Source organism: Micromonospora sp. C31, from assembly GCF_018070575.1.
In the GTDB taxonomy this organism is placed as follows: domain Bacteria; phylum Actinomycetota; class Actinomycetes; order Mycobacteriales; family Micromonosporaceae; genus Micromonospora.
This window is the reverse complement of the sequence record NZ_JAGPXN010000034.1, coordinates 1-26,405: the sequence shown is the minus strand read 5'-3', so window position 1 is coordinate 26,405 and position 26,405 is coordinate 1. Positions and strand designations below refer to the sequence as shown.

The window sequence follows — 26,405 nt, the reverse complement described above, 5'->3', positions numbered from 1 at the left end:
GGTCACGGGCCACCCGCACGACGTCATCGCGGAACTCACGAGGGTAGGGCTTGGGCACAGCAACATCCTTCCAGCCCGCCACCAGGGCAAGCCATCTCAGATGTCACCTATCGGTGCAGCAGACCCAAACCACGACTTGTGATCGTAGCTGGGGCCCTCGACGTCGGTCACTACCACGCGATGAAGCGCGGTGGCTGGCCGCAGCGACTCGGGAATGAAGGCGCCGTATTCCTTCACCCATACGACCTGCTCGCCAACCTTCGGCCGCAACTCGACGCCGGGCGCAGGAGGAGCCCCGCCTACGGGTGGTCGGCCATCGGGCATCACGACGTTGAACCGGAGCTTGTCGTAGCCGGTCGGGTACGTCGCATCAAGCGCGTCGCACATCACCCAGATGTGCACCGGCAGCTCGAAGATCGCTTTTACCTCCATGTCGATCCCCACACACGCCTTCCGGTGAGACCCGCTGGCACCCATGCATCAGCGTAGGTTCTCCTCTCAGACTCTGCCGAGAATATTCTGAGAGGTCGGGCGTCCGGCTTGGCCGCCTACTTTCGACGCATTGGACAGCGCTCTGGGGTGCAGCAACTCCTAGGGCAGGCCGCCTGCACCGCAGTCGGTGCTGTGACGGCCACGGAGTATCCGGACATCGGCATGAGCGGGCACTCAGGCGGCCGGCGTCGGCCGCTCTTCCGTTACGCGACGTGACTCGGCTCGTTGAGATCGCATCCCCGTGGGGTCAGTCATGGGCGTCCTGGCGGGCCAGGTTCGGCAACTGCGGTTGCTGCGCAAGCAGAGCCCTCGTGCTGAATCGCGTCTCTTCCTCATTCATGCTCGGCGGCGCCGCTGGCGCGGGCAGTGCTGACTCGCATAGGTGGGCCCAGGTTGAGAGGGGTCGGCAGGTGTCCGAGGAGAGGCAGGTACGGATCGCAGCGGTGGAACTGCGATCGGGCGGGGGCGACCAACGTTTGAGTCGGCGGGACCGCTGTTAAGTCCTGCGGGGAAATGACCGATCCGGTGCAGTAGACCGTCCACTGCGTAGGCCATCACTGTGCCGATACCGTCGTGGGACCGCTCGGCGATCCGGGTCCTCTCGACGATGTGCTGCGCGAGCCGGTACGCCTCACCAGGGTCTGCCGCGTCGAGCACCCGGCCTGAGAGGATCCGCGCCGCCTCGTAGCGCCCCCCGATGTCGTCGAGCAGTTGTGGGCTGCGGCCGAGTAGGCGGTCGAGGTGGTGGTCGACGACGGCGAAGAGCAGCGGCCGGGTCTGGTGTCGTAGCGCCGCACGCAGCTGGGCGCGACCGTTGGGCCGGATGAGTAGGTCGGCCGGATCGGCGCCGGTCGCGAACTCGGCGGCGAGCAGCCTGCCCTGCGCGCCCGGCTGTCGTAGCAGGTCGAACGCGGCGTCGGCGGCCTTGCGTCCGGCCGGGTCGGCGTCGAAGGCCACCACGGTCGCGTCGCGGCATCCAGGCATCGAACGGAGGATGGCGGCTTGGGCCGCGCCGAAGGCTGTGCCGCACGGTGCGACGGCGACCGTCCCGGGAAGGCCGGAGCGGGAGTACGAGAGCCATATGGCGATCGTGTCCGCCGGGCCCTCGACGAGTACGGGCCGCCAGCCGGCCCGGATGCGGTCCTGCTGCTCGGCCACGCCGAAGAGCAGCTTGTCCTTGCGGTAGAGGGGCGACTCATGGGTGTTGAGGTACTTGGGGAGCTGCGGGTCGGCGGCGAGGGATCGGTTGCCGGCACGGCCGATGAACGCCACGACGTGTCCGTCGGGATCGCGGATGGGAAAGACGATCCGATCCCGGAACGCATCGATCAGGCGGTCCGGGCTGTCGCGGGTGGGTCTGGACAGCCCCGCGACTACAAGCTCCTCGGGAGAGAAGTCCATTCCCCTCAGGTGATCAGTCAGGGCCGACCAGGTCCGTGGCGCGTAGCCAACGCGCCAGGGCCATTCCCTGTCGACCAGGGCGCCCAGGGCGCGGCTGGTCAGGTAGCGGCGCGGCTCCTCGGTGGCGGCGAGCTGGCTGCGGAACCAGGCCACCGCGGCTTCGTTGGCGGCGAGGAGTCGCCGGGGATCGTGCTCCCGGTCGGTGTTGCCCGCTCGGACTGGGTCAGGGGAGGCCATCACGACGTCGTCGCCTCCTCAGGACGTGTCATCCCGTGGTGGTTCCGGTTGGCGTTGGTGGTGATCCGTGCCTCGGCGGCGGTTGCCGCTGCGGTGAGCTCTGCGGCCAGGGGCCCGGTGTACCAGGGCCGCAAGTCGAGCATGACGGCCCGGATGCCGGTGGCCAGCAGTAGCGCGGTGCTCTTGGGCATGGCGCGAATTTGGGCCGCGTCGAGGATGCGCTGGCGCCGTACCGACGTCTGCCAGGAGGTGCCGCCCCGACCGTCGCGGGTGCGGGAGGCCACGGTGATGTCATGGTCGCCGACGAGCCGGGACAGGTCCTCGGCGAACTTCGCGTCGTCGATGCCTGCGCCCACGAGTTTCGCTGTGGCCGCCGACCAGAGGGTGTCCATGCCCTTGTCGCCCCACACGCGGGCGCCCTGCCGGTAGGACTGCAGGATCGTCAGTGGGATCACTCCCCGGCTGCCCAGGTGCGAGTACAGGTCAGGAAGGTCGCGGATTTTGCAGATGTTCGCCGCCTCGTCCAGCACCGCGACCAGGGGCGGGTCGAGTCGACCGCCGCGCAGCTCGGCGGTGCGCACCGCCTCACGGAGCAGTTGGTCGGTCAGCCCGGCGACGAGCGGGGCCGCGTTACCGGCGCCGTCCTTGCTGAGCAGGTACATGGTGTCTGCGCTGCCGGGGAACGCCCGCACGTCGAGGACCGGCAACGCCCGATGCTTTGGTGGGGTGACCCAGGCCATGATCTGTGGGTTGGCCAAGCAGGCGGCTGCGGTCCGTGCCGTCTCGTACAGGCCTTCGCGGGTCTCCGGCGCGCCGGCCTGCCGGCCGGCCAAGGCTCGGGCGGCTGCGGCGTGCCCGTGGGTCTGGAGGATCTCGCCGGGTTCCCGGGCAGTGGAGTCCGACAGCCATCGTTGCACTGACGTGAGCGTGCCCCTGTCGAGCGCGGCCGCCAGGATCAGGGAGGTCAGCAGGTCCAAGGCGCCGAGGATCCAAAAGTCGTCGCCGCCGCGGCCGTTGCGGATCTGTTGAACGAAGTGGTCGGCCAGTCGTTGGGCGTCCTCGATCCCGCCGACGGCTTCCAGCGGGTTCCACCACCAGCTCTGCTGTTCGTGGGTGATGGCCTGTGGGTCGAACACCCAGACCCTGCCGTGCTCGGCGCGGTGCGCGGCGGTGACTGCCCACAGATCCGCTTTGTTGCTGGTAGCGATGACCGGACCTGGCGCGTTGATCACCGCCGGGACCGCCAGCGCTGTGGTCTTGCCGGCCCGGGGCGCCATCAGCGCCACCAGGACGTCCTCCCAGGAGGCATACAGGGTCGCGCCGCTGCCACGTCGACGTCGGTGCCCGCCCAACATCAGCCCCGCCGAGGCCGGTTCGATCGCCTTCGCTGGCACGTGGGCGAGGCTGGGTCGCAGCCGACGCGCCCGTTGGGCGACCTCCGGCAACGTCATCGGGCGCACCTCCGGCGCAGTGGCCAGGGCCGGTAGCGGGTCGTCCGCTGGCGGCCGGCGGCCCTGCCACCACAGCCAACCTGCCGTTACCGCAGCCACCGTGACCGTCAGGATGACGGTGTAGATCACCGCTACCAGCGGCGGCGGCACGCCCGGGAACAAGGTGGCCCAATCGGCAGCGACCAGCGCCTGGACGAACGGACCGCCGAAGCGTGGCCCGGCCGCGTTACCGGTAACCGTTGCGGCGATCCGCCCTGCGAGCCAAGACAGCCATACCAGGCCGATGGCTCCCCAGGCCAGGCCGAGCACCATGAACGGGGTCTGTAGCCCTCCGGCGTTGCCGCGCGGCTCGACGGGCTTGGTGCTCACGGCTGCGCCTGCCGGATCGCGGTGTCGGTGTCGTAGAGCTCCCACTCCTCACCGACCAGCGACAGCGCCACCGGAAGGCCGGGCCGCTCACCGGTCTTGACCAGATACTTGCCGCGGCCAGGGTGCACGCTGCCGGCGAACCACGCTTCCGGCGCCGCCCACGACGACACCAGGTCCCGCTCCGGCCCGGACAGGCGGATGACCTCGTTGACCCGGGCCAGCTCTCGAGGCGGCAGCCCGGCAAGGATCTTGATGGCGGACCGTTCGATGAAGCCCTGCGCCTTGGCGCGGTCCTCCTCGGTGGGCAGTGCGTCGAGGTCTGCCAGCGAGTGAGTGACCATGACCGAGGCCATGCCACGCTGGCGGTTCAGCCGGGTCAGCGCGTCGGCGTGCTCGACCAGCCCGGATGCGCCGCGTAGGGCCCGCCACAGCTCGTCCATCACCCCGAGGTACTGCCGGCGCGGAGCGAGGCACTGCTCGGCGAGCACGGCGGCCGCATCCACCATCCCGAAGCCGTAGCCCCACACGCACAGCATCGCGGCTGCCACGAGCTGGTCGCCGGCGGCGGCGACACGGGAGATGTCGACGCTGACCGCCGGAGCGTCCAGGTCCAGGGGCCGGGTGGTAGGCCCGTCGAACACGCCACGAAGGCTGCCCTCGCACAGCAGCGCGAGGGTCGGCACGAGCGCGTCGACGCGGCGGCGGTACTCCCCGTCATTGCGGGCCCGCGCCGCAGTGCGCAGCTCGTCACTGCCGGCCTCGATCAGGGCAAGCACGTCAGGCACGGTCGGATCGATTTCGGACCGCTCGGCGAGCACGTCGATCGCCCGCCCGAGGACGACCTCCTCCGGGTTGTCGATCTGCCGGCCCCGCACCAGGGCGCACAGAGCCAGCAGCAGCGACATGCGGCGGCCGCGGATCTCCAGGCGCAGCTGCCGGGCCTCCGCGGTGCCCATGCGCTTCATCGCCGTACCCAAGGGACCGGAGTCGAGGGGGTTGAGTCGGTCGAGACCGCGGCCGATGCGAATGACCTGCCCGCCGAGGTACTCGACCAGGCGGGTGTAGTCGGGTTTGGTGTCGCCGAGGATGAGCGTCTGCGTGCCGGTGGCGGTCATGCCGGTGATCAGCCGCTTGACGATGGTGCTCTTACCGACGCCGGGCTGGCCGAGCACGAACATGCCGGGGTTGGTGATGAGGCCGGCGCGCAGCCATTCGAGGGGGTCGAGGCAGACGACCTCGCCCCACAGCATGTGTCGGCCGATCGGGGTGCCGAGGGTCGGTGCTCCGGAGCCGGCGACGAACGGGTACAGACCAGCCATCTGGACGGTGGTGCCCTGGTATTCCATTCCGGGGTCGACGTGGCTGGCGCGGCCGGTGCCCGGGGCGCGTACTCCCCATGCGGGGGCGAGACCGGCGGTGGTTGGTGCCATCGGGATTTCCTCCAGAGGGAGCGGTGGTCAGCGGGGCCAGTGGCGGGACAGCTGCGGGGGACAGACACCGCATGGCAGCGTGGTGGCGAAACCCGCTGCCTGGCTCGCCCACATCCGACGGAATCTGATCTTCGCGATGTCGGCGCGTGACTCGACGTCGGCGACGGCCTTGCCGAGGTCCTCGGGGTTGAGGACGGTGACGGTGCAGAACAGCGACATCAGCCCGACCCCGGCGCCCACCGCCTCCTCGCGGGCGGTCTGGTTGGCGCGTTCCCGGTCGGCGAGGTCGCGGGCGGACTCGTCCCGCTTCTGCGCCCGGTGGTAGGCCTGCCGGAACTGCGCGGCGTTGACCTCCGCCTCCACGACACGGGCCGCATCGCCAGCGGGCAGCGGCCGATAGAGCAGGCTCACCCGCTTCGGATACGGGCCGGGCGCCAGCAGCCGCGCGAGGACGTCGGCGTGTACCGACTGCCGCGGTGCCTCGTGCATCGACCAGGTCACCGATGTGCCGGAGTCGTGGACGTAGCGGTCGACGTGCTCTTCGGCGGCGACCGGGCCGGCGGAGTCCCAGTCCAACCACCGGGTCAGATCGCCGCCGCGCGCGCCCAGGCGAGCGACGTCACCGCGGATGGCGGGATCGTAGGCGGTGCGCACGATCGCGGTGACCTGGTCTGCGGTGGCCCGACCGAGGACCGTCAGCCCGCAACTGCCCAGCGAGTCCTGCAGCCCGGTCAGGGCGCGGCTGATCTCCGCCAGTGCCTCCTCGACGCCCTTCGGCTTCGTCGGAGACGCCGCCGGATTGAAGGTGATGCTGACACGGGTTCCGACGTCGGCAGCGGCAGCGGGGGACACCTCCACCAGGCGCTGCAGGACCCGCCTCGCGGCGGCGGGACCGTGCGGCACGATTCGGCCGGAGACGTAGTCGGACAACCGGGAGCCAGGGTCGGGTGCGGTGTCGACGGTCACCGCGATGTGCTGGACCGCTGGCAGGTAGCCGAGGTTGGCAAGCCAGCCTCCCCAGTTCGCGACCCACGATGCGGTGGCGTCCGGGTCGGCGAGCCAGGTGGAGGTGGCGGCGCAGCGCAACGTCACCGTCATGCTGCCCAGCCGTCGGTTGTAGACGACGCCGTAGTTGCCGCCGGCCTCGTCGGTGACTGTGAGCACGGTGGTCGGAGCGAGGACACCGGGCAGCTGCCAGGCGCTCTCGCCGACGGCCATCACCCCAGACCGGTAGGAGGTGTAGCCGCGAGTGGTGCCGATCAGCCACCGGACGCGCCGGATGATGCCGGTGGCCAGCGGTACGCCGTCCCAGCGCAGTAGTAGCAGGGCGATGGTGGCGACGGCGGGAGCGGCCACCCACGCCAATGCGGTCATGCTGATCGACGCGGCGATCAGCAGCGAGGTGATCGCCACGAACACGGTGAGGGTCTGCGCCGGGCCGAGGCCGAGCAGGCCCATCCCGCGGCTGCGTCGCCAGCCACCGTAGGTGCGGATCTGCTGGTCAGTGGTCATGGTGGTCACCTGTTGTCCTGGGTAGTGGAGGCGGCTGCGTCGGCGGCGGACTTGGCGGCGCTGCCAGCGGCTTCCGCAGCCGTGGCGACGCCCGTGACGATGAGAGCGGTCGGCCCTGTCGCGGCTGCGTCGACTCCTGAGGCAGCTGTCGCTCCACCTCCGGCGGCGCGCCCTGCGGCGGCAGTGCGACCTGCGGCGCCGCTGACGGGAGCGGCGCCGGTGGAGCTTGACGCCCCAGCACGGGGCATTGCCGTCGGCGTGACGGGGACGGCGCCGGTCGGTCCGCCGCCGGACGTACCGCCCAAGCTCGTCTCGAGGTAGCGGGCGTGCTCGCCGGCGCTGGACCCGCCGGCGCTGCGCAGCGACGACGCGGCGTGCAAACCCGCTGCAGCGCCGGCGGCGGCCATCCCGGCGCTGCCCCCGCCGGAGGCCATCGCGCCGGTCGTCCAGCTGAAGAACTTCATCATCGTCGGGAGGGCGACCACGGAGAGCACCAGCACCGCGAGGCCCATGAGAAAGCTGCGCCCGTTGCCGCCGGTGAGGATGTAGCCCGTCGCATACACGGTCATGGCGACCGGCTTGAACGCGATCAGCGCGATTCCCCAGCCGGTGACCTTCGCCAGCCACTGGCTGGTGCCGCGCATGACCGAGCCGGTGGCCGCCAGCTGCAGAGTGCCGGCGAGGATCACCACCGACCCCTCGCGGAAGATCATGAGGATGGCCTGGACAGCGGAGAGGAAGAAGACCAGGCCGCCGATGAAGATCGTCACCAGGGGTGTCACGCCGGCAGTTGGTAGGAGCATGGAACCCAGCGCCGCGCTGAGCGCGTCGAGGGGTGGCCTGTTGGAGCCGTTGATGATGGAACGGTCCAAGATCCACAGGGAGTACGAGTCCGAGGCTTTGAGTGCCAGGTGGGTTCCACCGATGCCGATGGCGCCCCACAGCGCGCTGGTCCACACCCCGCGTACGGCTTGCAGCATCGGCTCGCCCTTGCGGGTGATGACCATGGTGATGCCCTGCCAGATCAGGCCACCGACCATGACCAGGACCGTGATCGGCAGGAGGAAGCCCCGTAACTGCTGAGCGGGCCCACCAGGGGTGTTGCAGTCAGCGAGCCAGCCCGCCGCGTTCGGGTCACCGGCGCACAGATCCGTGGAGGGCACCAAGATCCAGGACGCCATGACGGTGATGACCCACTTGATGGCGTCGTTCATCGAGCCCGCAAGCCCGCCGAGGAACATGTCGGTGACCGAGCCGCCGATCTTCTCGCTGACGCTGCTCTCCGCACCGAAGACGCCCGTGCAGCTCACAGGCATGAACGGGTTACACATGATCACCGTCCAGGGATGAAGGGATGAAATCCGTCGGGGCTGCCCGCTCGTGACACCGCCGTGCTCAAGTCACCGCCGGCTGGGGCCAGCAGCGCCCAGTCCGTGCCGGTCCACTGCACCTGCACTGCGGTGGCGGCCAGCAGGGGGTTGCCCTGCGCATCACGGGCCTCGGTGAGGAGCTGCACCGACGCCGCCTGTTGGCTGTAGCTGGTCAGCTGGTATCCGCGCAGTACCGCCTCCAGGCGGCCGACCGGCTGCCCGTACGGGATCTCGGCGTTGGCGCGTAGGTGGTCGTAGTCCTGCCCGACCTTTGACCGCATCGCCGGGGCGTCCGCGCCGACGACCTGTGCCTGCAGGGTCTGGTCGAACACGCCCGGTCCGAGCTGCGGGGCGCAGCGCACCGTGATGTGCACCGCGGCGAGAAGCGCACCAGCCTCGTCGTGGCTGAAGCGGCGTGCTGCACCGCCGCCGGTGTCGAGCGGACCGGCCTGGCCTGAACCGGGCAGGGAGATTCCGGCAACCGGCGTCCACTTGAGGTCGGCGGGCAACGCCACGGCGCGGGCAGCGGCGTCGGGGACGGGAGCGGAGTCGGTGACGGGAGCGGCGTCGGTGACATCCGTCTGCTGGGCAGCGGTGGTGGGTTCGTCGCGCAGGGCGGTGACGGCCGCGACGCCGAGCGCAGTCGCCGCCGCGGCCGCGAGGGTGACGACGGCGATCCAGCGACGGGTACGGTGCCGGGCCCGGTCAATGACGTCGTAGGTCATTACCGCAGGACCGCGCCGACAACCAGGGCGCCCATCGCGCCGAGGGTGAGACCGCCGAGGACCCACGGGATGCCGGCCGCGCCGTCGGCGGCCAGCGAGGACCGGTTGCGCCGACCGACGGTCATCATGATCCCTGAGGCGAACAGGCCAGCGACCCCGCCGATCATGAGGACCCACTTCATCCAGCCCAAGAACATGTCGCCGAAGGCCTGCAGGCCCTCGGGTGCGACCGGGGCCGGGTTGGGCACGTTGACCGGCTTGGGCGCGCCACTCGGAGAGGGCGCCGCGGCCAGGACGTCGACCGTTCCCTGGGTGTTGTCGGCCGCGAACGCGAGCAAGGTAGCGAGCACGGGTGTCTCCTCAGCCTCGTCGGGGTGTCGCACCGGGTGGTGCGTCTGTCGATGACCTTGGCTCTGCGGCGCTGACGGGACCGTTGCCGCTGGAGTAGCCGGCAGCGTTACCACCCCTCGTGACCTGCGATGGCAGCGGTAACGGCGCTACCCGGGCGGCATCGTCACGCCATGTTCTCCATGAAGATCACGCCGCCGAACGCTGGCGCGCTCGGCGCCGCAATGCTGGTGGCAGCCGTGGCTGGCTGCGCTACCCGCCCCGCCGCCCCCAGCCGACAGGACACTGGCGCTCAGCCGGCCGCCGCCGCGCCCTCGGTCGCGCCTCCTGTGGTGCCGCCACGTGACTCGAAGGCCGACTACACCGATCCGGCGCACGTATGCCAGGCGTTCGTCACCGCCCTGTACCGGGTCGACACCACACGCGACGCCGGGTCCGGCGACGCCTTCGCCCGCGCGTCGGCCTACGCCACCGGGGCACTGGCGGGTCAGAGCGCTGCCGCTGACCGCGACGGCCGATGGGAGACCTGGGCTGCGCACCGCGTACGCGTCGACGTCCACGTGCGTCCGCAGCCGGATATGCACCCGGAGCACGACAGCACCATCGAGGCGCACCGGGCCGTCCGGCTCACCGCGACACCGGTCGGCGACGGCGGGTGGCGCGGCTGGACCGAGCACAGTGTCGTGTTCTGCACCCTGCGCGCCGGAGACAGCGGCCAGCCCGGATGGCGGGTGGCGCACTACGAGGTCCAGCCGGTGCGGCAATGAACGGCAGCACGGCGTGGAAATGGGGCGCCGCCGCCCTGGCCGTCGCGTTCCTCGTACCGCTCACGTTGGTCATGGTCGGTGGTGTGGCGGTGGTGGCGTCGCCCACGTACAAGTGCACGGTCGTCCCGCCGTCACCATCAACTAACCCTGCCGAAAGCGCGGCAGACGCCTCCTGGAATCCGGCGCAGGTCGGCCACGTCGCCACCATCGTCCGGGTCGGCGCCGAGAAGAACGTGCCGTCGAAGGGATGGACGGTTGCCGTAGCGACGGCGATGCAGGAGTCGACACTGCGGAACCTCGCCAACTCGACGGTGCCGGAATCCCTGGGCATTCCCCACGAGGGCGTCGGACGCGACCACGACTCCGTGGGCCTGTTCCAGCAGCGGCCCGGGTGGGGCACTGTCGTGCAGCGCATGACCCCCGAATACGCCGCCGGGAAGTTCTACGACGCTCTCGTCAAGGTCAACAGTTGGGAGGCCATGCCCCTGGCTGAGGCCGCCCAGGCGGTGCAGGTCTCCAGGTACCCGGACGCGTACGCGGAGTGGCAGAGCGAGGCCCAGCGCTTGGTGCAGCTCGTCCGCGGCCAGCTGGGCATCAGCTGCAGTGGGGGCGCGACCGGCGAGTGGCGAGTGCCCCTGCCCGAGGGCAGCTACAGCGTCGGTGACGGATGGGGTGCCCCGCGGGGGAACCGCGCTCACCGCGGGATCGACCTGATCGCCCCCACCGGCACACCGGTCCTGGCGGCCGCCGCCGGCACCGTCACCTCCGCCGACTGCACCAGCGCCTACTGCGACCGCCCCGGCAACCCAGACCTGCCCGGCTGTGGGCTGACCGTCGAGATCCAGCACGCCGGCGGGATGGGCACCACCTACTGCCACCTGGTCTCCCTGAGTGTCGCCCCCGGGCATGCCGTCGACGTCGGCCAGGAGATCGGCCGCGTCGGTTCCACCGGCCACTCCAGCGGCCCACACCTGCACTACCAGATCCATCGAAACGCGCCGCCGATCAACAACCAGACGGCCCAGGACCCGGCAGCCGTCATGGCTGACCTAGGCATCCGCTTCTGACCCCCCACCTCCTGTGACTGGAGACCCAATGGACCAGATCAGAGCATGGACGATGCTGTTTCACCTGCAGTCCCGCATGCCCGGGATGTCCGTGGATCGGCTGGCCGCACCCATCAGCCAAGCACTGACCGGACGAATGCCCACGTCACCGGCCGCTGAACTCGCCGTCGTCGACGCCGCGTGGAAGCCCGGCTACCGGAGCGGCGCGGAAGCCGGCCACCGGCGAGCCGTGGAAGGTTTCCAGAACGCTGCCTTCGACGCCATGTCACGACTCACTCACAGCGGAATCGACGACCCCGACGCCCGCAACCTCCTGTGGGCGGTGGCAGAAGCCGCCACCGTCATCGGCCGGACCGGCCCCCAGAACACCCCCGGCCGTGCTCGGGAGAGCGCCCACCTGGCCGCCCGCAACGACTACCCCGACCTGAGTCCCATCGCCGCAGGTGTCGTCGCCGGCTGGAACCACGGCCAAAGGCAGGGGTGGCAGGACGCCCGCCACTCCACCAGCCAAACGATCTACGCCGCCTTGGCCAAGAAAATCGGCGAGCACCAGATCAGCAGGACGCAGATCGACGAACGACCCGCCGTGGACTGGCTTGTCGGCGTCATCGGCGGAGTCCTCAAGGCCCCGCCCGAAGAACCCACGCCCCCATCTTTCCCGGTCGCTTCCACAGTGGCTGCCGCGTTCCGGCCATTCCCGGCCAGCCACACCGCCGCCCCCACCGTGAGTCCGGCGGCTTCCGTTCCTCAACCCGCATCGCCCCGGCGAAGCCGCTGACGGATTCCCATCCCGGGCTCGCCGCCCAGCCACCAAGCACCACCACTGAAGGGACCGCGATGAGCGTTCAGCCGCAACTCGACCGAGACGTCACCATCACTGCGTTGCAGGACCAGATCGACGACCTCACCGCGACCTGCGAGGCGCAACAGCGCCAACTCGACGCCCAGCAGAGGCTCACCAACCAGCTTGTCACCCGGATGGGCCTGCACCAGGACGGATCGGCGGGACGCTGACATGGCTACCCGACGAGGGATGTCGCCAAGCGACAAGCAGCGAGAGCAATGGGCCGCCGAACGACGGGCCAAGCTCGCCGACCTCCACGAGCGCGTCGTCGCGGAGGTCGGCAAGATCACGGACAGCGATCAGTGGCGCCGGTGGCTTCAGTTCGCCGCCAAGTTCCACGGCTACTCCTTCAACAACGTCTTGCTGATCATGGCACAGCGCCCAGATGCAACGTGGGTCGCCGGCTACAAGCGGTGGAAGACCGAGTTCGGCCGGCACGTGCGCAAGGGCGAGAAGGGCATCGCCATCCTGGCACCAGTCACGAAGCGCGTGACGGACGATCCGCAGGAAAGCCCCGAGGACCGCAGCGAGCCCACGAAGCAAGACCCTCAGCTGTCGGCAGGGGAGCAGACCGCCCAGCCGGCGCGAGTCCTGCACACGTTCAAGCCCGTGGCCGTCTTCGACATCAGCCAGACCGAAGGTCCGGACATCGATGTGCCCGGCGGACCTGCATTCGCTGACGTTATGCCCCAACTCCTCGAGGGCCAGGCGCCCGCAGGGTTGTACGATCAGTTGGTCATGCTCGCCGAGGAGCGGGGCTACACCGTTGAGCGCGGTGACTGCCGAGGCGCGAACGGGTTCACCGACTACACCAACCAGTTGATCAGGGTCCGCGACGACGTGGACGATGCCCAGGCAGTCAAGACGATGATTCACGAGCTCGGACACGTGGACCTGCACACGCCGAGCGACTTCGGTTGGGAGACCACCCGCGGCTGCCGGGGCGAGCGGGAGGTCGAGGTCGAGAGCGTCGCGTTTCTGGTCGCCGAACGCTACGGGCTGGACACCTCGACGTACACCTTCGCCTACGTTGCTCTGTGGGCGCAGCGCGTCGCCGAGCAGACCGGCCAGAGCCCAGAAAGCATCGTGCAGGCCGCCGGCCAGCGAATCGTCTCCGCCGCGTTCCGTATCACCGAGGCCGTCGACCACAACCTCGACACGGCCACTGCTTCGATTTCAGCGAACCTCTCCGAGCGCATCGTCGCCGGAGTCGACCGTGCCGCGGCGGTACGTGCCGCGGCCGAGGCGGCCGTTGGCCAGCAACCTGAGCACGTAGTCGCTGCCCATGACAGCGATGCCGGTGTCGCCTATGCCGCCCAGGCATTCCTGCCCCTGCCACGCACGGTTCGGTCAGGCGGCGACCTCCCCGAGGGGCGACAGTTCGCGAGGGCGAGCATCGCCGGCACACCAGTAACGGACCAGGCGTTCCGCCGTCGAGCACACATGTGAACTGGGGTTCAACGGCGGTCGCTCTGCGGGCCAGCGAGCGGACGTCGGCCCACGCAATTGGGCTAGCGGCATCAAATGCGCGCGGCGCCTCCACCCTCCCGGGCAACGGTCCCCAACTCATGAACGCTGACGCCGTTGGAAATGGCGGTCAGTGGCAGCCGAATCGATCCACTACGCTCCGCCTGCTGGAACAGGACCGGTCCAATCAAGCGGATGGAGTGGCAATGGCGTGGCTTCGACGGCGGTGGGTCCTCGTTGCGGTGGTCGCAGCGGCAGCGCTCGGTCTGTTGGTCTGGTTGTTCTGGCCGAAGCCTGTACAGGATCCGGCGCCGCGGGAGCGGACGTACCAGGCATTCACTGCCTGCCTGCTGACTGATGACAAGGGGCTCGCTGGGGAATCGGCGCGAGCGGCATGGGATGGCATGCAGCAGGCATCGCTCGCCGAGTCGTTCAAGGTGCAGTACCTGGCGGTCAACGGGCCACAGACCGAGGCCAACGCCTCCGCCTATTTCAACAGCCTGGGCCTGCAGGGGTGTGGCGTCATCGTCGGGGTGGGGGAGGCGCCAGTCGCGGCGCTTGTGGCGGGGAAGTCCCGGTTCCCTACGACGCGTTACGTAATGGTCGGTGGGCCTGCTGCCGTGCCGGGCGTGGCCAGGGTTGAGGCTAGCCCGGTAGCTGGTGTCGACGCTGATGTGCGCGCGGAGGTGGCTTCGGCATACGCCGCTGCCAGCGGAAATTAATCTTACGAACTTCCATGCTTGACTTCCCAGGCAACGCCCAGGAAGCTTCCCTCTGAAATTTGGAGACTTCACGGGGGAGACTGCCATGGGCGGTCAGCGGCAGCGTGCGCAGATTGCGGCCGAGGTTGTAAGGCGGTACCGCCCTCTAAGGGGCAGCCGTCTCAGCATGGTGCTGATCCTGGCGCTGCTGTTGGTGCTCGGCGCGCCGAAGGCGCCCCTGTCCCATCCGGGCCCCTCCGGCTTCCCGCTTGGCTGGGTTTCTGCCTTGTTCTCGATGCGAGCCTCGTGGGCGGAGCCGGCCACGCCCAAACAGCAGGCCGGCCGCTCACCTGACCGGGGGCACTATGTGGATGCACCGGCCTTCGAGGACCGGAGCGAGGTGGCCCCGGCGAAGGGCGAGCTGAAGCTCCACCGTTCGCATCGACCGGCAGGCGCGGTTCGGAGCACCCGTTCCGAGGGGCGGTTCGACCGGGCGACCAGTCAGCGGCTCCCGGAAGCGGCCACTGACAAGTCGGATGTCTTCGAGAATGCCGATGGTTCCTACACTCGTCGGGTCTACCAGGATCCGGTCAACTTCAAGGACTCGCAGGGCCGTTGGCGGCAGATCGACAACACCCTTGAGCAGGCCGGTGACCGCCTGCAGGTCCGCGCCAACCCCGTCGATGTCACGTTCGCTGCACGGGCGGCGGGGACCTCGCAACCGCTCATGCGGATGGACCTCGGCCAAGGCAACGTCCTCGGTTACGACCTGAGCGGCGCCACTGCGAGCACCGCCACCCTGGCCGATGCCACTGCTACTTACCCGAACGTCTTCCCGAATGTTGACCTGACCCTGCGGGCGGTTGGCGGCACAGTCAAGGAGAGTTTGATCTTCCGTTCGCCCGATGTGGCGACTGAGTACCTGTATCCCCTACGCCTGACGGGTCTGACCCCACAGGTCGCCGATGGCGGAGAAGTTGTCTTCCTCGACACCGCCGGCGAGACGGTGGCGCGCATGCCGGTCGGTTGGATGGAAGACTCCGCCATTGACAAGACCGGTTCCGGGGCCATCTCCTACGCCGTCCGCTTCGAGATCCTGACCACCGTCGACGGGCCGACGCTGAAAGTCACGGTAGACGGGAACTGGCTGCGGGATCCGGCGCGCAAGTTCCCCGTGGTGCTCGACCCCAGCACCGGCCGGACCGCCACGACCGGTGGTGACACCTACGTGCAGTCGGGTGGCACCGAACCCCAGCGCAGCACCGAGCACAGCGTCGCGGTCGGCACGTTCGACGGCGGTACCGGCAAGGCCAAGACCCTGCTGCCCTTCCCCACGTTCGGCACGACCTATGCGGGTAAGCGGCTCAGCGCGGCAGACCTGAACGTCTTTCTCACCTACCAGTCGGCAGACACCACATGCGTGGCCCATCAGTTCGATGTGCACCGGGTTACCGCCAACTGGTGGGCTTCCTCGGTCAAGTACAACACCTTCCCGTCGCATACGGAGTCGATCGGTAGCGCCTCCCCAAGTAGCACCGCCGCCTGCGGCAACACTGCCGCCAACCGCACCGTTGGCACCTGGGTCTCAGTGCCGATGGACGTTGCCGAGGTCAACGAGTGGATCACCGGTGCAAGCAACTTCGGGCTGGCCCTGACGGCCTCGGAGAGCGACAAAGGCGCGTGGAAACGGTTCACCTCCACCGATGCCGGGGTGAACTGCAACAACAGCACCTATGGTCTGATCAGTTGCGCTCCGTTCATCGACGTGACCTACACCGACAACGTCGCCCCGCAGGTCGACGTCCGCTACCCGTCGAACAACGTCACCCTCGACACCCTCACTCCCGAGTTCATCGCTCAGGGGCACGATCCGGACAACTGGCCGGCCAAGGGGCTGCGTTACAACTTCATCATCTACAACGACCAGGGCACCCAGCTCACCAGCTCGGGCTGGGTCGCCAGCGGCGTCTGGAAGGTTCCCGCGGGCGTGCTCGCGTGGAAGAAGACCTACCTGTACGCGGTGCAGGTCAACGATTGGTCCTCCACCGGCCCGTCGACACCGACGGCGTACGCCTTCACCACCCAGGTTCCGCAACCGCCGGTGACCTCGGCCTTGGCGCAGAACGGCGGCAAGGGCTACGACGCGAGCGTCGGTAACTACACCACCTCCGATACCGACGCACAGGTCGCCGCAACCGGGCCAGCACTGGCAATCAACCGGGACTACAACAGCCTGGACACCCGGATCGAGGGCGCGTTCGGTCGAGGGTGGTCGTCGATCCTGGACATGCAGGCACGGGAGACGCGTGACGCGGCCGGTGCCCTGCAGACCGTCTCGGTGCGCTACCCGGACGGGCAGGAGGCAGCCTTCGGCCGCAACAACGACGGCACCTGGGTTGCCCCACTGGGCCGCTACTCGGTGTTCAAGCCGATCACCGGTGGCTACTCGCTGACCGACAAGGACGCGACAGCCTACGAGTTCGCCCAGGCAGGTGGCACCGGCGTCTACCGGATAACGAAGATAACCGACGCTTCGGGTCGGGCGCTGACGTTCCGCTACGCCACCGACGGCCGGGTCGACCAGATGACGTCCGTGTCGTCCAATCGCAAGCTGCACATCGCCTGGTCGACGCCGGCGGGGGCGACGCACCCGCACGTTGCGACCGTCACCACCGACCCTGTGATCGCCGGTGACCCGACGACGGCGCAGACTTGGACCTACGGTTACGACAACGACATGCTCGACTCGGTATGCGAGCCCGACGCGGGTAGCGCCTGCACGACCTACGACTACAGCTGGGTGTCGCAGCACGCCAACACGGTGCTCAACACCGGGCCGTACTCGCTCTGGCGGTTGAACGAAGCAACCGGTGCGACCGCCGCGCTCAGCGCGGTCATCTCCAACGACGGCGCGGACACCGCCGCCTACACCGATGTCGCACTCGGCGGTGCCGCTGCCCTTCCCGACTCCACCTCCACGTCGGCGACGTTCAACGGCACGTCGTCTCTGGTCACCCTGCCAACCAAGGCAGTAAGCAAGAGCTCGTACCAATCGATCGGCATGTGGTTCCGGACCAGCACGCCCGGTGGAGTGCTGTTCAGCTACGCCAAGGACGCGGTCACCTCGGGCGCCACCACGGCGGCGGCCTACGTTCCGGCGCTCTACGTCGGCTCCGACGGACGGCTCCGTGGCGAACTCGGCACCGTCAACGTCGCCGGCGCGATGTCCTCCCCGGCTCCAGTGACCGACGGTCAGTGGCATCACGTGGCGATCGCCGGGAACGGTGGCAGCCAGCAGCTCTACCTCGACGGAGTGCAGGTCGGCAGCCTTACCGGCACGATCAATCTGCACAGCCTGGACGCCAACCGGGCCTACGTCGGTGCCGGTTTCCTGGGCGGCGCCTGGCCGAGCCAGCCGCACACCACCCCCACCGCGACCTTCTTCACCGGTTCCATCGCCGACGTCGCCTACTACAACCGCGCGCTCACCGGCGCGGACGTGAGCGCCATGCACCAGTCCGGGCGAAGCGGCACGGCGCAACTGCACCGGATCACCAGTGCCGCGGGCCGGGTCGAGGCTCAGGTCGCCTACCACACGGTCACTGGTCGGGTCAGTGAGCTCACCGACGAGAACGGCGGGGTGTGGAAGATCGGTGCCCCTGCCACCTCCGGGTCGAGCCTGGTCTACGTCTCGTCGGTCCTCGGTTCACAACCGACCGACTACTGGCGGCTCGGCGACATCGAGGCGCCGGCGGAAGCGGTGAACGTCGTGCACAGCAACCGTGCGCGATACAACGCCGTTACCTTCAACACCAGCCAACCCAACACCACCAGCCCGTTCTCAGACAGCTACGGTGCGTACTTCAACGGCACATCCTCATACGTCAAACCGTTCAAGGTCACCAACACGGGCGTTGAGTACGGCGTCGATTATCCGCTGGTCGACGAGGCGACCGTGGAGATGTGGTTCAAGACGCCGGCCAACCACGCGGCGAGCGGCGTGCTCTACTCCTACCAGCGCAACGAGCTGCACAACGTCCCGGCCACCCCGAACTGGACCCCGGCGCTCTACATCGGTGCGGACGGCTACCTGCGTGGCGAGTTCTACAACGGCACCTACAACGCGCCGATCACCTCCACCACGAAGGTCAACGACGGAAACTGGCACCACGTGGTGCTGTCGGCGTCGACCACCCGGCAGACGCTCTACCTCGACAACAAGATCGTCGGCCATCTCGGTGCGATGGTCGCCACCAACGCCTCACACGCGTACATCGGTGCCGGCACCACGAAGGCGTGGCCCAGCTCCTCGGCGGACGTCAGCTACTTCAAGGGCAACATCGCCGAGTTCGCCTACTACGAGCGGGAGTTGCCGCCCACCGAGGTCGATGCCCACTACAAGGCGTCGAAGAGCGCCACGCAGACCGGCCCCACAGCGACGTTGACTCCCGTCACCACGGTGACCGTCACTGACCCCACCAACAAGGACTCGAAGCAGGTCTTCGACCTAGTCAACGGCAACCGATTGATCTCCGCGACCGACGTCCTGGGCCGCACCACCTCGTACGGCTACGACATCGGCGGATTCGAGTCGGTCGAGTTCGATCCGCTGGGGATGAAGAATGTCTCTGCCCGGGACGTACGCGGCAACACCATCCGATCCACCGTCTGCCGTAACCAGACGGAGTGCGACAGCACCTACTACAAGTACTGGCCCGACTCGACCACGGTCAACCTCACCCCGGACGCCCGCAACGACCAGCTCATCGAGATCCGCGACGCCCGGTCGCAGAGCGCCACGGACAACACCTACCTGACGAAGCTGGCCTACGACACTGCCGGTAACCGGCTTTCGGTCACCTCTCCACCCGTACCCGGCCATCCATCAGGCCGGACGACGACGATGACCTACTCGACCGCCACGACCGCGGCGATTGGTGGCGGGACCGTTCCACCGAGCCTGCCGCTGACCACCACCTCGGCCGGCGGCGGACAGCAGAGCACCGCCTACAACGCCGCAGGAGACGCCGTCCGGATCACGGACGCAGCCGGCCTGGTCACCGAGTTCACCTATGACGGGCTCGGACGCACCCGCACCAAGACGGTCAAGGCGGATGCACCGATCGGGGACCTGACCACCACCTACACCTATGACGCCGCCGGCCAAGTCGTCGAGCAGATCGACCCGCCGACAGTCAACCAGGTGACCGGTGCGGTGCACACCGCGAAGACCGAAACCACCTACGACGCTGACGGCAACGTCACGTACCGCAAGGTCTCTGACATCACCGGTGGGGACAGTCATCGGGACGCGAGCAGCTATTACGACGCTCACGGTCGGGCTGTCAAGACCGTCGACGCGGTCGGCGCGGTCACCCTCTTCGAGTACGACCTCTACGGAAACCGGACCCGGACGGTGGCCTGCGAGAGCAGCCCGGCGCCGGGCAGCGCGTGCCCCAGCGGGGACGTGCTACGCGCCATGGTCGACACGTACGACGCCGCCGGGCAGCAACTGACCACCACCGTTATCGGCGCCGACGGCACCAGCACTCAGGTCTCGTCGAAGGCGTACTTCGCCAACGGCAATCTCGCCTCGGAAACCGACGCGATGAACTGGGCGACCGAGTACGAGTACGACGCCAACGACAACGTCAAGAAGGTCACCCGCACCGACGGGGTCAAGTCGTTCGTCCGGGAGGAGAACAGCTACGACGCGGTCGGCAACCTGTCCATGCGGCGGGCCGACAACGGGGCCAACTGGACCATCTACGAGTATGACGCCGCCGGTCGACTGGTCTCCTCCACCGAGCAGCCCTATGACCTGGAACGGATCACGAAGTACACGTACAACGCCGACGACCACGTACTGAGCACCCGCCGGTCCGCCGGGCAGCTGCAGACACCGTTGGAGACCGTTGAGAACACCTACGACCCGATGGGCCGGGTGACCTCGGAGAGCGTCAGTGTCAAGAGCGCGGCCCTGCCGGTGGGTTGGTGGCGAATGGGGGAGACCACCGCCAGCTACGAGGCCGTCGACTCGTCGACGTCGGCACGGAATCTCTCTTCCTGGAACGGTCCGGTCGGCCGCTCAGACGGCGCAGCGGTGTTTAACCGGACCACGGTGTACGAGACCGCACAACCGGCCCTGGTCACCACGCAGTCGTACTCGGTATCGGCCTGGGTGAAGCTGGCAGACCTCAACCAGCATCAGACCGTCGTCGGTCAGGGCGGCAACAACACCGGAGCGTTCTTCCTCCGGTACAACCAGTCGGCCAACAAGTGGGAATTTCTATCCCCGGCATCGGACAGCACCTCCGCCACCTCCGCCGTCGCGCGCTCCACCGGAGCTCCGGCGCTGAACACCTGGACCCACCTCGTCGGGGTCTTCGACGCCCAGACCAAGGCGATGACGTTGTACGTCAACGGTTCCCAAGCCGGGACCGCGACGAACGCCACCCCGTGGAACTCCGTCACCCCGCTGTCGGTCGGTGGCATTCTCATCGGTCCCAATCAGACCAACCTGGTCAACGGGGCGATCGACAACGTGCAGATCTTCCAGGAGTCGCTCAGCGCCAACGAGGCGGCAAGCCTCTACGGCGGAGGTACCGGGCGTAATGCCACCACGACCGTCACGCCGCAGAAGTTGACCACCTCCTACACCGTCGACAAGCGCGGCCTGGTCACCGCGATGACCGATCCGATGGGCAACCTGACCTCCTTCGAGTACGACGCGGCCGGGCAACTGGCCAAGGTGGTCTCGCCGTCGGTGTCCACGGAGACTTTCGGCGGGGGTGCCCCGGTGCCGGCCGTGCCGGTCTCCCGGACGGGCTACAACACCTTCGGCGAGGCGACCGAGACGCAGGATCCGCTGACCAACGTCCTCACCACCCGCTACGACGCGGTGGGCCGGCCCATCAAGACGATCATGCCCGCCTACACCCCACCCGGTGGCTCCCCGATCGCCGCGGCGGAGACCAGCACCGTCTACGACCCGCTCGGCCAAGTCGAGTCGACTACCGATCAGCGCGGCAAGACCACGACCTTCGAGTACGACTCGCTCGGCAATCCCGTGAAGGTGACCAACCCGGCCGGCAAGGTAACCACCGCCAAGTACGACAAGGTGGGCGACCTCCTGGAGACGGTGGACCCGACCGGGGCCAAGACCACCGCGACCTACGACTACCTCGGTCGGATGCTGACCTCCAGCCAGGTTGTCCGCCAACCGACCCCGATCACCAACACCACCACCTACGGTTACGGCACGGGGGCGTACGGCAACACCCCGGCCGCCGGTCCGTGGCTGCAGAAGGTGACCACGCCGGAAGGCGTGGTGCGCAACACCACCTACAACTGGGTGGGCGAGCCGCTGACCGAAACCGACGCGGCCAACAACGTCACCACCACCGAATACGACGGGCTCGGCAGGGTCGTCAAGACGAAGATGCCGGACCTGACGAGCCGGACGCTCACCTACGACGGCGCCGGCCGGACCACCAGGGTGCAGAACTACAGCGCGACCAATGCGTTGCTTACCACCGAGACCCTGGGCTACGACGACAACAGCAACCTGACCACGGTCAAGGACGCCCGCGGCACCACGACCACCTTCACCTACGACGCGCTGGGCAACCTGACCGGGGAGACGCAGCCAGTCACCGCGACTACCGCCATCGCCACCTCTTTCGGCTACGACCTGGCCGGCAATCGGACCCGCTTCACCGACGGCCGCGGCAACCCCTTCTGGACCACGTACAACACGTGGGGTTTGCCCGAGTCGCGCATCGAACCGGCGACGGCGGCGTACCCGAACGTGGCGGACCGCACCTTCACGGTCGCCTACGATGCGGCCGGCCGCCCGATACGGCAGGACTCCCCGGGCGGGGTGAGCGTCACCAACACCTACGACGACCTCGGTCAGATCCGACAGATCACCGGCACGGGGGCGGAGGTCGCCACCCCCGACCGGATCTTCGACTACGACGACGCGGGCCGGCTGACCGAACTGTCCGCACCCTCCGGCACCAACACGATTTCCTACGACGACCGTGGCCTGCCGCTCACCGTCACCGGACCCGCCGACATCAACTCGTTCACCTACAACCGTGACGGGCAGATGGCTTCGCGGACCGACGCCGCCGGGACGACCAACTACACCTACGACAACGTCGGCCGCTTGCGTACGGCGATCAACCCGACTACCTCCATCAATGTCACCCTGGCCTACAACAACCTCTCCCAGCCGGCGACGATCACCTACGGCACCAACAACAATGTCCGCAGCCTGACCTACGACAACCTGCACCGACTGAAGACCGACACTCTGAAGAACGCCGCCGGGACGCTCACCCTTGGCTCCATCACCTACGGGTACGACGCCAACAGCAACGAAACGTCGAAGGTGACCACCGGGTTCGCCGGATCCTCGTCGAACACGTACACCTACGACCTGGCCGACCGGTTGACGTCGTGGAGCAACGGGGCGACATCGACCACGTACGCGTACGACGCCTCCGGCAACCGCACCCAGAACGGCTCCAAGACCTTCACCTACGACGCCCGCAACCAGCTACTCACGCAGAACGACGGCTCGTCGTACGAGTACACGGCACGCGGCACGCTCAAGCGCACCATCTCCGGATCGGTCGCGTACGACACCCAGACCGACGCCTTCGGCCAGGTGCGGTCCCAGCAGGCCACCGGCGGCACCACCACCAGCTACGACTACGACGCGCTCGGCCGTGCCATCAAGCCGGGCTTCAAGTACACCGGCCTGAGCAACCACCTCGCCAGTGACGGCTCCGCAACCTACACGCGTGGCCCGGCCGGGGAGCTCTTCGGTCAGGGATCCGGCGCCGGCTCCGGTTCTCGATATGCCTGGACCGACCAACACTGGGACGTGGTGGGGCAGTTCTCCGCCACCGGAACGGCGCTGTCCGGATCCACCACCTACGACCCGTTAGGCAAGGTGCTGACCACCAGCGGGATGGTCGGAAATCTCGGCTACCAGTCGGAGTGGACCGATGGGCTCAGCGGCCGGGTCAACATGCTGTCGCGGTGGTACAACCCCGCCACCGGGCAGTTCGACACCCGCGACAGCGCCGATGTGTCCCCGGTGCCCGACTCGGTCGCGGCCAACCGCTTCCAGTACGGCGACGCCAACCCGCTGACCACGGTCGACCCGACCGGGCACTTCGGCTGGTCCAGCTTCACGAAGTCCGTGTCGAGTGTCGCCAAGGTCGTCACGAACCCGGTGTCGACGTACCGGGCGGCCAAGAGCACCGTAACGTCGGCGTTCAAGCACGTCGCGTCCGGCCGCGCCTGGAAGGACATCAAGTCCGGGGTCAAGAAGGCCACCAGCAAGGCGACCAAGGCCTGGAACGTGGTCAAGAAATCCACGGTCCGTTGGGCCAAGAAAAAGGTCAACACGGTCAAGGACGCCATGCGGTCGGCCAAGAAGTGTCTCTCCGGCGGCGTCGGCAAGTGCGTCAAGGAAACTGCGAAGAAGGCGGCGAAGAAAGTCGTCGACAGCGCTAAAGCGACGGTCGCCGCGATAAAGAAGGACCCCTGGAAGTTCGTCGCCACGGCCGCGGCGGGCCTCGTCGCGACAGTCGCCATCGGCGCCTTGTGCGCCACCGGAGTAGGGTGCCTGCTCTTGGCCGGAGCCGCAGCCGGTGCGATGGCCTCCGGGGCCGGGTTCATGGTCGACGTCTCCCGGGGCGACCAGGAATTCTCCTGGAGCGGCCTGGCCGGCACGATGATCGAAGGTGGCCTGGACGGTGCGCTGTCGGCGGGACTCAGCCGCCTCGGCGGTGGCCTGCGCGGGGCGGCGGCCGGTGGGGCGAAGGCCGCTGCCGTCGCCGGAAGCCGACTGCCGAAACTCGGTGGGCGCGCAGCAGGTGGTGACGGCTCGCGGGCCAGCACTGGGGGATCGAGGTCCGCTGGCGTTGGCGGGGCGAGGGCCGCTTCCGCAGGGGGGTCTTCTGGTGGGGGCGGCTACCAAGGGCGGCACCGCCAGGATGACGGTTCGTCGGGCTGCACGAGGCCGCACAGTTTCGACCCGTCGACCCGGGTGCTGCTGGCGGACGGCAGCAGTAAGCCGATCGAGGATCTGAAGCATGGTGACGAGGTCACCGCGACCGACCCGGAGACCGGCCGCAGCGCTCCGAAGCCGGTCACCCACCTGCACGTCAACCAGGACCGAGATCTTACCGACGTCACCGTCCGCGACACCAAGACCGGCAAGAGCACGGTGCTGAAGACGACCCAGCACCACCCCTTCTGGGACGCCACCGACCGCAAATGGGTCGACGCCGCGAAGCTCACGGTCGGGCACCGACTGCTGGTGCACGATGACAAGCGCCTGGAGGGCGACGGCACCGGCGCCGGCATGGGTGGCGGCGGTCCCGGAGATGAGCTGACCGTCGTCGAGGTACGCAACTTCGCCGGCGACAAGCGGATGCACGACCTCACCGTCGCTGACATCCACACGTACTACGTGCTCGCCGGCGGAGCTCCCGTCCTGGTTCATAACAATGACCCCGGCTTGATCAAACTCGGCGTCTCCGGTGGCGAGTCGTGCCCAGTCGGCCGCGGCGCGAATTCATGGACGCCGGATTCTGCTGACGGATACCCCAGCTATGACAAAGCTGGTGGCTGGTTGCAGGTTCATGGGCCAGCCAGAAATCACGCGACGCCAGGCGGGCCTAAGTTGAACTGGGAGCACGTCGTTGAGCAAAGTCAGGGGAAGCAGGGGCCAGGGAGATCCAACTTCCCGCAGGAGTGGATCAATAACCCTGATAATATGTTCCCTCAAGATCAAAGCATAAACTTCGCCAAGAATGGGTACTATGCGAAAACCTTCAACTGGACAGGTGGAAAGTCGATCCGAGATATGCTTGCGGATATGCCTTACCATCAGCAATGGGACTTTGGGATGTACGTAAACAACACACTCGGGACGCATGGGAAATCGGGCCTAGTGGGGGATGTGTAGTAATCGTGAGATCGATGGACAGCGCGTACAACCTGGCAGTCGACTATGGAGTTGAAGGCGTTGTGCCGGCCGGTGCACCGCTCGGAATTGCTAAGCTTGCCCATGTCCATCGGGTCTTTAATGCAATTATGGGCGGTGGCTTCGGCTTTGCGATGGAAGTCATTGAACCGGATGAGTTCGAGCGCGCGATTGACGGCTTCCGGTACCTAAACCTCGTCGAGGTTGCGGATCTGCTAGCCGAATTGGTTAGGAGTTATGGTCAATCCAGCTACGACGAACGCAAGGAAGAATCCTTTGATGCGCTAATCAATGAGAGCGGCTTGGTTCTGGATGCCTATCGACGAAAGGCGGCCGAAGAACCTTCCGACTTCGGGCTTTGATGCCTCGACCCCGCGTTTGGCTGGTGGTGTGGACCACCTCTGCAATCCGACAGCTGCTTGAGGGTGCAGGGGGGGGTGTCCCTATGGGTTTCGTCAAGCCGCGATTGGTGTGGTGGAGCGGTTGGTAGGGGATCTTGTCGCGGAGCATGACGTAGAGGACGTCGCATCGGCGTCGGGCGAGGCAGATGAGGGCGGCGTTGTGGCGTTTGCCTTCGGCTCTCTTGCGGTCGTAGTAGGCGCGGCTGACCGGGGTCGGCGAGGGCGGCGAACGCGGCGAGGAAGAAGGCTCGTTTGAGGTTTTTGTTGCCGCCGCGGGGTGGGTGTTCGCCGCGGATGCTGCTGCCGGATCGGCCGGTGACGGGGGCGAGGCCGGCGTAGGCGGCGAGGTGCCCGGGGGTGGGGAAGGCGGTGCCGTCGCCGACTTCGAGCAGGATCCGGGCTGCGGTCCTGACGCCGATGCCGGGCATCGAGGTCAGGACCGAGGCGAGAGGGTGCGCATCAAGCATCCTTTCGACCTCTGCGGCGACCTGGTCGCGTTGCCGCAAGGTGTCGCGGAGGCTGTCGGCGAGGCGAGGCAGGATCGTCTCGGCCGCAGTAGTGCCGGGGACGGTGACGGTCTGCTCGTCGAGGGCGGTCATGATCTGTTCGACGAGCCGTTCGCCCATGCGTGGAGCGTGAGGTCCGGCGATGGTCAGCAGTGAGCCTTTTTCATCCTGACCTTGCAGGTCAGGGGCGGTGTGCGTAGCCCGAGGATCGATGAGGGCGAGGCTCCAGGTAAGACAGCAAATCGACCAAAACCCGATGCCCCGACCGGGAGCCTCGCCTGTGCTGTCTTACCCGTCCACGATCTC

The 26,405-nt window shown here is 67.9% G+C and carries 16 protein-coding genes and 1 pseudogene; 8 read left to right on the top strand and 9 right to left on the bottom strand.

Features of this window, described 5'->3' with window-relative positions:
• Positions 1–96 precede the first annotated feature (96 nt).
• The 8 genes from KBX06_RS26850 to KBX06_RS26815 all read right to left on the bottom strand — a co-directional run bounded on the left by KBX06_RS26850 (position 97) and on the right by KBX06_RS26815 (position 9,337).
• Positions 97–444, bottom strand: coding sequence for a hypothetical protein (locus KBX06_RS26850; protein WP_247686749.1), 348 nt, complete (start codon positions 442–444; stop codon positions 97–99).
• Between the two features lie 384 nt (positions 445–828).
• Entirely contained in the window at positions 829–2,046 is a 1,218-nt protein-coding gene (locus KBX06_RS26845) for a toprim domain-containing protein (protein WP_210839801.1), read from the bottom strand.
• Positions 2,047–2,129: 83 nt separating this feature from the next.
• Positions 2,130–3,950 (bottom strand): TraM recognition domain-containing protein, encoded by a 1,821-nt coding sequence (locus tag KBX06_RS26840; RefSeq protein WP_307854774.1) that lies wholly within the window; start codon positions 3,948–3,950, stop codon positions 2,130–2,132.
• A complete protein-coding gene (locus KBX06_RS26835; RefSeq protein WP_210839799.1) occupies positions 3,947–5,380 on the bottom strand; it encodes a hypothetical protein in 1,434 nt (477 codons plus the stop codon). Before KBX06_RS26835 ends, KBX06_RS26840 begins: the two co-directional genes overlap by 4 nt.
• A 27-nt stretch (positions 5,381–5,407) precedes the next feature.
• Entirely contained in the window at positions 5,408–6,892 is a 1,485-nt protein-coding gene (locus tag KBX06_RS26830; protein WP_210839797.1) for an SCO6880 family protein, read from the bottom strand.
• A gap of 5 nt (positions 6,893–6,897) precedes the next feature.
• Complete coding sequence (locus tag KBX06_RS26825) at positions 6,898–8,229, bottom strand: hypothetical protein (protein WP_210839795.1); 1,332 nt, start codon at positions 8,227–8,229, stop codon at positions 6,898–6,900.
• Positions 8,226–8,987 (bottom strand): hypothetical protein, encoded by a 762-nt coding sequence (locus KBX06_RS26820; RefSeq protein WP_210839793.1) that lies wholly within the window; start codon positions 8,985–8,987, stop codon positions 8,226–8,228. The genes KBX06_RS26825 and KBX06_RS26820 overlap by 4 nt, the downstream gene beginning before the upstream one ends.
• The gene (locus tag KBX06_RS26815) at positions 8,987–9,337 is read right to left on the bottom strand and encodes a hypothetical protein (RefSeq protein ID WP_307854773.1); all 351 of its coding nucleotides are present in this window, start codon (positions 9,335–9,337) and stop codon (positions 8,987–8,989) included. The genes KBX06_RS26820 and KBX06_RS26815 overlap by 1 nt, the downstream gene beginning before the upstream one ends.
• 171 nt (positions 9,338–9,508) lie before the next feature.
• Here KBX06_RS26815 and KBX06_RS26810 point away from each other — a divergent pair, with 171 nt between their 5' ends.
• From KBX06_RS26810 to KBX06_RS26775, 8 genes are all read left to right on the top strand, one after another.
• Positions 9,509–10,102, top strand: a complete 594-nt coding sequence (locus tag KBX06_RS26810; RefSeq protein ID WP_210839791.1) for a hypothetical protein — start codon at positions 9,509–9,511, stop codon at positions 10,100–10,102.
• Positions 10,099–11,169 carry a M23 family metallopeptidase gene (locus KBX06_RS26805; protein ID WP_210839789.1) on the top strand — a complete coding sequence of 357 codons (1,071 nt, stop codon included), beginning with the start codon at positions 10,099–10,101 and terminating at the stop codon, positions 11,167–11,169. Before KBX06_RS26810 ends, KBX06_RS26805 begins: the two co-directional genes overlap by 4 nt.
• 28 nt (positions 11,170–11,197) lie before the next feature.
• On the top strand, positions 11,198–11,947 hold the full coding sequence (locus tag KBX06_RS26800; RefSeq protein ID WP_210839787.1) for a hypothetical protein: 750 nt from the start codon (positions 11,198–11,200) through the stop codon (positions 11,945–11,947).
• A gap of 59 nt (positions 11,948–12,006) precedes the next feature.
• A complete protein-coding gene (locus tag KBX06_RS26795) occupies positions 12,007–12,183 on the top strand; it encodes a hypothetical protein (RefSeq protein ID WP_210839785.1) in 177 nt (58 codons plus the stop codon).
• Between the two features lie 19 nt (positions 12,184–12,202).
• A complete protein-coding gene (locus KBX06_RS26790; protein WP_210839783.1) occupies positions 12,203–13,462 on the top strand; it encodes an ArdC family protein in 1,260 nt (419 codons plus the stop codon).
• A 119-nt stretch (positions 13,463–13,581) separates the two neighbouring features.
• Positions 13,582–14,202, top strand: a complete 621-nt coding sequence (locus KBX06_RS26785; protein WP_210839781.1) for a hypothetical protein — start codon at positions 13,582–13,584, stop codon at positions 14,200–14,202.
• Between the two features lie 166 nt (positions 14,203–14,368).
• Positions 14,369–25,174, top strand: coding sequence for a LamG-like jellyroll fold domain-containing protein (locus KBX06_RS26780; RefSeq protein ID WP_210839779.1), 10,806 nt, complete (start codon positions 14,369–14,371; stop codon positions 25,172–25,174).
• Positions 25,175–25,188: 14 nt separating this feature from the next.
• A complete protein-coding gene (locus KBX06_RS26775) occupies positions 25,189–25,554 on the top strand; it encodes a hypothetical protein (protein ID WP_210839777.1) in 366 nt (121 codons plus the stop codon).
• A gap of 93 nt (positions 25,555–25,647) precedes the next feature.
• On the opposite strand, the pseudogene KBX06_RS26770 reads toward KBX06_RS26775, so the two are convergent.
• Positions 25,648–26,252, bottom strand: a pseudogene (locus KBX06_RS26770) (transposase); the annotation flags it as partial.
• Positions 26,253–26,405: the final 153 nt, after the last annotated feature.

What these genes read in the sequence shown, in the direction of transcription:
- KBX06_RS26775 (WP_210839777.1), top strand. Translation starts at nt 25,189, where the DNA reads ATGGACAGCGCGTACAACCTGGCAGTCGACTATGGAGTTGAAGGCGTT.
- KBX06_RS26795 (WP_210839785.1), top strand. Translation starts at nt 12,007, where the DNA reads ATGAGCGTTCAGCCGCAACTCGACCGAGACGTCACCATCACTGCGTTG.
- KBX06_RS26790 (WP_210839783.1), top strand. Translation starts at nt 12,203, where the DNA reads ATGTCGCCAAGCGACAAGCAGCGAGAGCAATGGGCCGCCGAACGACGG.
- KBX06_RS26780 (WP_210839779.1), top strand. Translation starts at nt 14,369, where the DNA reads ATGGTGCTGATCCTGGCGCTGCTGTTGGTGCTCGGCGCGCCGAAGGCG.
- KBX06_RS26830 (WP_210839797.1), bottom strand. Translation starts at nt 6,892, where the DNA reads ATGACCACTGACCAGCAGATCCGCACCTACGGTGGCTGGCGACGCAGC.
- KBX06_RS26800 (WP_210839787.1), top strand. Translation starts at nt 11,198, where the DNA reads ATGGACCAGATCAGAGCATGGACGATGCTGTTTCACCTGCAGTCCCGC.
- KBX06_RS26820 (WP_210839793.1), bottom strand. Translation starts at nt 8,987, where the DNA reads ATGACCTACGACGTCATTGACCGGGCCCGGCACCGTACCCGTCGCTGG.
- KBX06_RS26810 (WP_210839791.1), top strand. Translation starts at nt 9,509, where the DNA reads ATGTTCTCCATGAAGATCACGCCGCCGAACGCTGGCGCGCTCGGCGCC.
- KBX06_RS26835 (WP_210839799.1), bottom strand. Translation starts at nt 5,380, where the DNA reads ATGGCACCAACCACCGCCGGTCTCGCCCCCGCATGGGGAGTACGCGCC.
- KBX06_RS26785 (WP_210839781.1), top strand. Translation starts at nt 13,582, where the DNA reads ATGAACGCTGACGCCGTTGGAAATGGCGGTCAGTGGCAGCCGAATCGA.
- KBX06_RS26805 (WP_210839789.1), top strand. Translation starts at nt 10,099, where the DNA reads ATGAACGGCAGCACGGCGTGGAAATGGGGCGCCGCCGCCCTGGCCGTC.